The sequence below is a fragment of the Dyella sp. genome (genome assembly GCF_035486915.1).
Taxonomy (GTDB): Bacteria; Pseudomonadota; Gammaproteobacteria; order Xanthomonadales; family Rhodanobacteraceae; genus Dyella_B.
On the sequence record NZ_DATHMR010000051.1, the window covers coordinates 1 to 7,992 of the forward strand.

Genomic DNA, 7,992 nt, shown 5'->3' on the forward strand with positions numbered 1-7,992 from the left:
AAGCATTGCGTAAGCAGGGCAGGCGCGTTGCGATGGCGGGCGACGGTATCAATGACGCACCTGCGCTAGTGGCTGCCGATATCGGCATTGCCATGGGACGCGGCACCGACGTGGCGATGGAAAGCGCGCAGCTCACCTTGATGAAAGGACAACTGACCGGCATTCTGCACGCGCGCGCGTTATCCCAATCGACCGTACGCAATATTCGGCAAAATCTGTTCTTTGCCTTTATCTACAATGCACTTGGCGTGCCACTGGCAGCCGGGGTGTTGTATCCGGTGTTCGGCCTCGTGCTTTCACCCATGATTGCGGCGTTGGCGATGAGTTTGTCGTCGGTATCGGTAGTGAGCAATGCCTTGCGTTTGCGTCGCACCGCTTAGTTGCCAAAGCGGTCCGGATGACGATTGTCAGATGCGATGGATGACGCACGCGCCTGCCGCCGAAAATGCTTCCGACCGATGATCTCTCCCGCACCACCGGGGTGCGGGAGGAAACACCATGAACACCATCAACAATGCACGCAGTACGCTCGATAAATACATGCCGCTGCTGGTTGGCCTGTTGGCCGCATGGTTGGCCGGCAAAGCATTGCAGCGCGCTTTCTGGAGCATGTTCGGAATGTATTGGGCGTTGCGCGCAACAGGAATCCATCTGTTCTAAAGGATTGTGCGCGGACGCCGCTGCCCTTATGGTTCGCGGGCCCGTAATCGGAGTCCCGCGTGAAGCCAAGAACCCTCGCCGAATGGTTGGATTATCAACAGCGCATCCATCCGCTGGGCGTGGACCTTGGATTGGATCGGGTCAATGCTGTCTGGCAACGCATGGGGGCGCCGGCCCTGGCGCAGCGCGTGATGACGGTCGGCGGTACGAACGGCAAGGGTTCGACGGTCGCGTTTCTTGAAAACATGCTGGCGGCGGCCGGACTTGGAGTGGGGTGTTACACGTCGCCTCACCTGATGCGCTACAACGAACGCATTCGCATTGGGGGTGCCGATGCCGACGATGCTGCGTTGGTTCGCAGCTTCGAGCGCATCGAGGCGGCGCGTGGCGATATTCCGCTGACCTACTTCGAATTTGGCACGCTAGCCGCGTTTGATCTTTTCTCGCGCGCGGATATTGATGTAGCCGTGCTCGAAGTGGGTCTTGGCGGCCGGCTCGACGCGGTAAATCTGGTGGATGCCGACGCGGTGGTGATCACGACCGTCGATCTCGATCACGTGGAATGGCTGGGACCCGACCGCGACAGCATCGGCCGCGAGAAAGCAGGCATTGCCCGCCGTGATAAGCCGGCGATTGTGGGTGAATTGCAGCCCCCGCAAGGTTTACTCGACACATTGACGTCGATCGGCGCGCGCGTGGAAAGAGCAGGGAGCCATTTCAGTTTCGAACGATCCACCCACCGCTGGCGTTGGCAGCATCGCGATGGCACAACGCTTACGCTGCCCGATCCCGAACTCGCTGCGCCGGTGCAATATGCCAATGCATCGGCCGCCATCGCTGCGCTGCATGCGTTGCACGTTGTGAACGCCAATGATCTGGAACGCGTTGCCGCAGCGGGCATGCATTTGCCGCGCGCACCGGCGCGCCTTCAATCGTTCGGTGGCGATCCGGTACTGATTGTCGACGTGGGGCACAACCCGCAAGCTGCCAGAGCACTGGCCGATTGGCTCGATACACAAGCGGGCGGCCGTGTGCACGCGGTGTACGGCGCGCTCTCCGATAAAGATGTGGGCGGCGTGATGATGGCACTCGGTACACGCATTACGCACTGGCATCTGGCGGGGCTGGATCGCGATACAGAGCGCGGGTTGCCGGCCGCGGTCCTTGCCGGCGTGTTGCAACAGGTATTGCCGCGTGCGTCCTTCGATACGTACGTTGACGTGCAGCACGCACTTCATGCGGCGCGCGCCTCGGCGCGGCATGGCGAGCGCATTCTTGCGTTCGGCTCCTTTTTCGTTGCCGCGGCGGTCATCGCAGCAACGGCTGGCTGAACCAGCGGCGCAATGGTCTCCGTGCTGGGCTGCGCGGACAGGTATAATCGCCGCGCCACACACAAGCTGGTTGACTGGAGTCCATCTTGAACACACGCCTCTTGGGAGCTGCCGTCATCGTTGCACTGGCAATCCTGTTCGTGCCGATGTTCATCCCGAGCAAGTCGCCATCGACGAGTACCAGCGATCAGTCGGTCTCGCTGACGATTCCCCCAGCGCCCGACAGCAATCTCCAGACCAAGACGATGAGCCTCTCGGGTCAGCCGGCCGGCGCCGCATCCAGCGTTGCGCCTGCGACCACCGTCGCTCCCAACGCCAACGGTCTGGCCACGGTGAACATCGCTTCCAACCGACCGCAAAATCCATCAACCGCGGCAACGCCGGCTATTCCCACGCCGGTCCAGCCGACCCCGCAGCCGGCACAACCTGCTATTCCGACCCCGCCGGCCGCTAACGTCGCCTCCAACACACCAGCCATTGCGCCGCAGCCCGCGCCACCGGCATTGCCCCCGGCCACCGCCGCGCGGGGCATCTACGCCGTCAACCTCAGCGCCTATGCGCCCGACGGCGCCAACCGCCTGATGCAGCGCGTGCGCGCACTGGGCTATCCGGCGCACGGCGAACCCATCCAGCGTGCTGGCAAGACTCTCACTCTGGTCAGCGCCGGCCCCTTCGAAACTCGCGCAGCCGCAGAGGCGGCGCGGCTGAAAATCAGCCAGGCGATACCCGGTGCGCCCGCTCGTCTCGAAGCTGGTGCCAGCACCCCGCAGGGCGATGTCCCGGCGATAGCAGGCCCAGCCAAGGCTGGCGCCTGGGCGGTACAGGTTGCTGCCATGGGCAGCCAGGCCGATGCCCTGGCGCTGCGCGACAAGCTTCGCGCCAACGGTTTTGATGGCTTCGTGGACTCGGTGAATGCAGGCGGCCGGCGGCTTTGGCGCGTGCGAGCCGGTCCGCAAACCCAGCGCAGCGATGCGGTGAGCCTGCGCGACCAGATCAAGGCGAAGCTCGGCCTCGACGGTAACGTCGTCAGCGCCAACTGACCCCACTCCGGACCGGAATCCAGACAATGAACGCGGTCGACGTCATCATCATCGCGGTATTGCTCCTGTCGGTCCTTGTGGGGCTCTGGCGCGGCCTCATATCGGAGGTTCTGGCGCTGCTCACCTGGATCGCGGCGTTCTGGGTGGCATGGAAGTTCGGGCCCGGCGTTTCGGCCCACTTCGACCGGATGATCCAGACACCGGTAGTGCGGCTGGTGGTGGGTTACGGCCTTTGTTTTATCGCTGTCCTGATTATTGGCGCGCTGGTCCGGTTCGGCATTCAGACGCTGGTGGATAGCACGGGGCTGGGCGGCACGGATCGCCTGCTCGGCATGATTTTCGGCTTTGCGCGTGGCCTTTTGTTGGTGACGCTCATCGTGTTTCTGGTTGGTCTGACATCGTTCGCGCGCGAGCCGATGTGGCAGCAGTCGACATTGCTGCCGCAGTTCAAAGGTCTTGCTGCGTGGCTGGACGAACAGTTGCCGGCGAATGTGCGTGAGCACCTACACCCGCAAGACGTACCCGACCGTCTGAAGAATCTGCAAAACGTGTTGCCGCGTGCACTGCAAGCGCCGGCGCACGACACGACATCCCCGGCTGCTGCTTCCAGCGCGGCCGGTACAACGCATTGACAAGTAACAGGTAGCAGCACCATGTGCGGAATCATTGGCATTGTCGGTACCACCGAGGTGGCATCGGCGCTCTATGACGGCCTGACCGTCCTGCAGCACCGCGGGCAGGATGCGGCCGGTATCGCGACCGTGGACGGGGCGCGATTGAGACTGCACAAGGACAACGGATTGGTGCGCGACGTCTTCACCCAATCGACGATGAGCCGCCTGCGCGGACGCATCGGCATTGGCCATTGCCGTTATCCGACGGCAGGTTCGGAGGGCTCCTCCGAGTCGCAACCGTTTTATGTGAATTCGCCTTACGGCATCGCGTTCGCGCACAACGGCAATCTGGTGAACACCGAAACGCTGCGCCGCGAAATGTTCGAAGACGATCGCCGGCACATCAACACCGATTCGGATTCCGAAGTGCTGCTTAACGTGCTCGCACACGAATTGCAGATACAGGACCGCATGGCGTTGACGCCCGATCACATCTTCAAAGCAGTGGCTGGTGTACACGCGCGTGCGCGTGGCGGTTATGCGTGCCTGGCGCTGTTGCTCGGCTACGGTCTGCTGGCGTTCCGCGATCCGAATGGTATTCGCCCGCTGGTGATTGGTGAGCGCGTGACGCCGGAAGGTCGCGAATATGCGGTGACATCCGAATCCGTGGCGCTGGACATCCTCGGCTTCAAGCGTCTGCGCGATGTGGCACCGGGCGAAGCGGTCTTCATCACCAACGATGGCCAGCTTCACACGCGTCGGTGTGCCGACGGCGCTGTGCACGCACCATGTATTTTCGAATACGTTTACCTTGCACGCCCTGACTCGATGATCGAGAACGTGTCGGTCTACAAGGCACGCTTGCGCATGGGCCAGAAGCTGGCAGAAAAGATTCTGCGTGAACGCCCCGATCATGGCATCGATGCCGTGATCCCAATTCCCGATACCGCACGCACCGCAGCCAGTGCACTCGCCGAAGAACTCGGCGTGCCGTTCCGCGAAGGCTTCGTCAAGAATCGCTACATCGGCCGCACCTTCATCATGCCTGGGCAGGGCGAACGCGTGAAATCGGTGCGCCGCAAGCTCAACCCGGTCGAACTGGAGTTCCGCAAGAAGAACGTGCTGCTGGTCGATGACTCCATCGTGCGCGGTACCACGTCGCGACAGATCATCCAGATGGCGCGCGATGCGGGTGCGAAGAATGTGTACTTTGCCTCGGCTGCGCCACCGGTTCGCTACCCGAATGTGTATGGCATCGACATGCCTGCCGCATCCGAACTGGTCGCAGCGGGCCACACTGAAAGAGAAGTGGAGAAGATGCTCGGTGCGGACTGGCTGATCTATCAGGATCTGCAGGACCTGATTTGGGCTGTGCAGGATGGCAACGAGAACATCAAACATTTCGATACATCGTGCTTCTCGGGCGAATACGTTACCGGTCTCGATCAGCAGTACTTGCAGCAGATCGAAATGCTGCGCTCGGATGATGCCAAGGCAGCTCGCCGCAGTGCCTAATGCGCACCCCTCTTCGTGTAGGGAGAGGGATGCTCGCCAATGGCGTTTGCAACACTTGTCATGACGGATCTGCACGCTGCCGCCAAGCGTTGCCTCGACGCACACGATCCTGCAGAAAAGCTGCGTCTCACGCATGCAACGTGGGGTGCATTGCAGTCGGGTGCGTTGCGCGCCGATCACGCATCACCTGAGCCGGAATCCATCGGTGATCCGGGTCGCCCCAAGCGGCCGCAACTTGTTCCGCAGCGCCAAGTTCCACATCGCGGCTTAGGCTCGCCGGAAGGTCGCGCGGCGTTGGTGCATGCAGTGGCACATATCGAATTCAACGCCATCAATCTGGCGTGGGATGCGGTGTACCGGTTCCGCGGGATGCCTGCGGAGTATTACCGCGACTGGGCCAGCTGCGCCAATGACGAAGCACGCCATTTTGCGATGCTGTCAGCGCGGCTTGCAGAGTTGGGTTACCACTACGGCGATTTCGACGCCCACAACGGTTTGTGGGAAATGGCGGAGAAGACCGCGCATGACGACATGGCGCGCATGGCACTTGTTCCGCGCGTACTGGAAGCGCGCGGACTGGACGTCACGCCCGGCATGATCGAACGTCTTCGCGCCGTCGGCGATGAAGGTACCATTGCCATTCTTGAAGTCATCCTGCGCGAAGAAGTTGCGCACGTCGCGGCGGGCACGCGCTGGTTTCGCTGGTGCTGCGAGCGCGATGGGCTGGAACCACGCGAAACGTTTCTGGATCTGCTGCGCGACTACATGGGCCGCAACTTGCGCGGGCCGTTCAACCGGCCCGCTCGTTTAGAAGCAGGTTTTGACGAAGGCGAACTCGATCAGCTGACGGCGCTGGCTCTAACTAGCTGAACCTCGCTATGTCGTCATTTCAGCTTGCGCTGAAATGACAAACGGGAAGTTAGGGCTTACGGAATTTGTAAATGAACTTATCCGTCTTACCCTTGATCGCCGGATTGAAAATCGCCAGCGTGTGATCGTCCGCGGGATTGGCCAGCACATCGCTTTCGCCGACGAACTGAAAACCCGCCGCAGTGACTTCCGCCTTCACGACGGCCGGATCGATGCGATGCAGATCGTTTGTCTTTGACGTACCCGTTCCCGCAGCAGCGGCATGATCAAGCACGATGTAGATGCCACCTGGCTTGAGCGCATTGAAGATGGCCTTATTGATGCGCGCCATGTCCGGCGACCCCATGAAAGGATCGTGCAGATCGTGATAGTTCTGCGACGTCCACACCATGTCGACGTTCTTGGGTAACTGCAGGGATGCAATCGGCTGCACAAGAATCGCCACGTTCTGATAGTCAGGCGTTCCCGCGAAAGTCTTCAGGCTTTTAAGGCTCTTGGCATTGACCTTGTCCATCTCGATCGGCTGCACCGCATACACCGCGCCTTGCGCGCCGACAATCCTGCTAAAAAGGCGCGTGTAATAGCCTGGCCCCGGCATCAGATCGATGACCTTGTCGCCGGGTTTGATGCCGCTGAATTGCAGAACTTCCACGGGTTTGCGATTCGCGTCTTGCGCGCGGTCTTCCGCCGGCCGATTGGTAAAGGCGATGGCCTTCGCAATAAATGACGGATTGGCCATTTGCGCTTTTACAGGCGCACTTGCACCTGCCACCAATGCGGCGGCGGCGATAAACAAACCATAGAGCTTCATGCGACGATCTCCAGACTGCCAGTGGGGATGCAGGGGTTTCAGAGGGTCTTGCTTGCATCATCGGGGATGCGGGTGTCCACGGCAATCCAGTTCACTTCCCAGGTCTTGCCGCCATCAGCGGAATAAGACCACACCGAACGACATGAATTTGGCGTGATGTCCGACCAGACGTTTTTTACCAGAATCGCGCGTCCGTTATATGTTTCCTGGTCGATAAATTCACCATGTCCATGCTTGAACTCGCCGTACATCGGCACGCCAAGGGCACCGCCGGTGCTGCGGGCAAAGTTGAGACTCCACTGATGCGTTGCCGGGTTGTAGAGACGCAACGACAGCGCCTCGATATGACCGCCGGGGCCGTCGATTTCCAGCACACCGATGTTGGCGCGGCCACCCCACACTTTGCGCACCACATGGGTGCCATCGTATTGCACCCAGGTTTTCGAGCCCGACAGCGGGTTCACTAGGCGCGAGATGTGCGTTTTCCAGGCGCCGATATTGAAATCGAAATCATGCTGCCCGTCAGGCACTGTGGATGCCTGTTGAGTGTAGCCCTTGAGCGGTGCCATGCACACCACCAGAGCGGCGGTAAAGACCACGGCCCGCAAACGTTGTGACGTAGTCATGAACGCCTCCGTTTTGCATGCTCAGTAAACGACGTTGAGTGCAATGGCGGGCGTTACCGTTCCCACGGTGTTGTGACCGCCGAAGATGATGCGCGTGCCCAACAGCACGCCGACGTTAGGCGTCCAGTTGTATTCGATGGCAGGCGCCACGCCATACGCTTCGCTGGGTGCGGAATTGAGCGCGACGTTTTGGGCGTAGGGTAGACCGTTTATTTCCTGCACATCCACGCCGTTGATGCGCGTGTTGCTGTTGTAGCTGTACGTCATGTCCAGAGCCAGGACCCAGCGCTGCGTGATGCTGTATTCGAACGCCAGATCCGCATAGAAAGACGTACCGGGTTTGACCGTGCCGCGAAATCCGGAATCCGTTCCGTAGACACTTGTACCTTCAACATTGGCGGTGCGGGAAAACGATCCGGATAGGTTGAAGCGCGTACGCAGAATGCGGCCGTTCGGCATCCAGACATACATCTGCGAATTCACGGCGAGCATGGTCGTGTACGCGCCGCCACCCAACCCATCGCT

The 7,992-nt window shown here is 60.7% G+C and carries 9 protein-coding genes and 1 pseudogene; 7 read left to right on the plus strand and 3 right to left on the minus strand.

Going from position 1 to position 7,992, the window contains the following annotated elements; genetic code table 11:
• The 7 genes from VK725_RS04680 to VK725_RS04710 form a co-directional block, all read left to right on the plus strand.
• A partial coding sequence (locus tag VK725_RS04680) for an HAD-IC family P-type ATPase (protein WP_325316895.1) occupies positions 1–380 on the plus strand: 380 nt, incomplete at its 5' end.
• A 118-nt stretch (positions 381–498) separates the two neighbouring features.
• Positions 499–660, plus strand: coding sequence for a hypothetical protein (locus tag VK725_RS04685; protein ID WP_325316896.1), 162 nt, complete (start codon positions 499–501; stop codon positions 658–660).
• A 59-nt stretch (positions 661–719) separates the two neighbouring features.
• On the plus strand, positions 720–1,991 hold the full coding sequence (gene folC / locus VK725_RS04690; protein WP_325316897.1) for a bifunctional tetrahydrofolate synthase/dihydrofolate synthase: 1,272 nt from the start codon (positions 720–722) through the stop codon (positions 1,989–1,991).
• 86 nt (positions 1,992–2,077) lie between these two features.
• Positions 2,078–3,031, plus strand: coding sequence for an SPOR domain-containing protein (locus VK725_RS04695; RefSeq protein ID WP_325316898.1), 954 nt, complete (start codon positions 2,078–2,080; stop codon positions 3,029–3,031).
• A 26-nt stretch (positions 3,032–3,057) separates the two neighbouring features.
• The gene (locus tag VK725_RS04700) at positions 3,058–3,663 is read left to right on the plus strand and encodes a CvpA family protein (protein WP_325316899.1); all 606 of its coding nucleotides are present in this window, start codon (positions 3,058–3,060) and stop codon (positions 3,661–3,663) included.
• A 21-nt stretch (positions 3,664–3,684) separates the two neighbouring features.
• On the plus strand, positions 3,685–5,160 hold the full coding sequence (purF, locus tag VK725_RS04705) for an amidophosphoribosyltransferase (protein WP_325316900.1): 1,476 nt from the start codon (positions 3,685–3,687) through the stop codon (positions 5,158–5,160).
• A gap of 60 nt (positions 5,161–5,220) precedes the next feature.
• Positions 5,221–6,030 (plus strand): ferritin-like domain-containing protein, encoded by an 810-nt coding sequence (locus tag VK725_RS04710; protein WP_325316903.1) that lies wholly within the window; start codon positions 5,221–5,223, stop codon positions 6,028–6,030.
• 49 nt (positions 6,031–6,079) lie between these two features.
• On the opposite strand, the gene VK725_RS04715 is transcribed toward VK725_RS04710, so the two are convergent.
• The 3 genes and pseudogenes from VK725_RS04715 to VK725_RS04725 all read right to left on the minus strand — a co-directional run.
• A complete protein-coding gene (locus VK725_RS04715) occupies positions 6,080–6,841 on the minus strand; it encodes a methyltransferase (protein WP_325316901.1) in 762 nt (253 codons plus the stop codon).
• Positions 6,842–6,879: 38 nt separating this feature from the next.
• Positions 6,880–7,467 (minus strand): hypothetical protein, encoded by a 588-nt coding sequence (locus tag VK725_RS04720; RefSeq protein WP_325316902.1) that lies wholly within the window; start codon positions 7,465–7,467, stop codon positions 6,880–6,882.
• Between the two features lie 21 nt (positions 7,468–7,488).
• A pseudogene (locus VK725_RS04725) lies at positions 7,489–7,992 on the minus strand (transporter); the annotation flags it as partial.

Coding starts and splice junctions, on each gene's coding strand:
- VK725_RS04685 (WP_325316896.1), top strand. CDS start 499: ATGAACACCATCAACAATGCACGCAGTACGCTCGATAAATACATGCCG.
- VK725_RS04700 (WP_325316899.1), top strand. CDS start 3,058: ATGAACGCGGTCGACGTCATCATCATCGCGGTATTGCTCCTGTCGGTC.
- purF (WP_325316900.1), top strand. CDS start 3,685: ATGTGCGGAATCATTGGCATTGTCGGTACCACCGAGGTGGCATCGGCG.
- VK725_RS04710 (WP_325316903.1), top strand. CDS start 5,221: ATGACGGATCTGCACGCTGCCGCCAAGCGTTGCCTCGACGCACACGAT.
- VK725_RS04715 (WP_325316901.1), bottom strand. CDS start 6,841: ATGAAGCTCTATGGTTTGTTTATCGCCGCCGCCGCATTGGTGGCAGGT.
- VK725_RS04720 (WP_325316902.1), bottom strand. CDS start 7,467: ATGACTACGTCACAACGTTTGCGGGCCGTGGTCTTTACCGCCGCTCTG.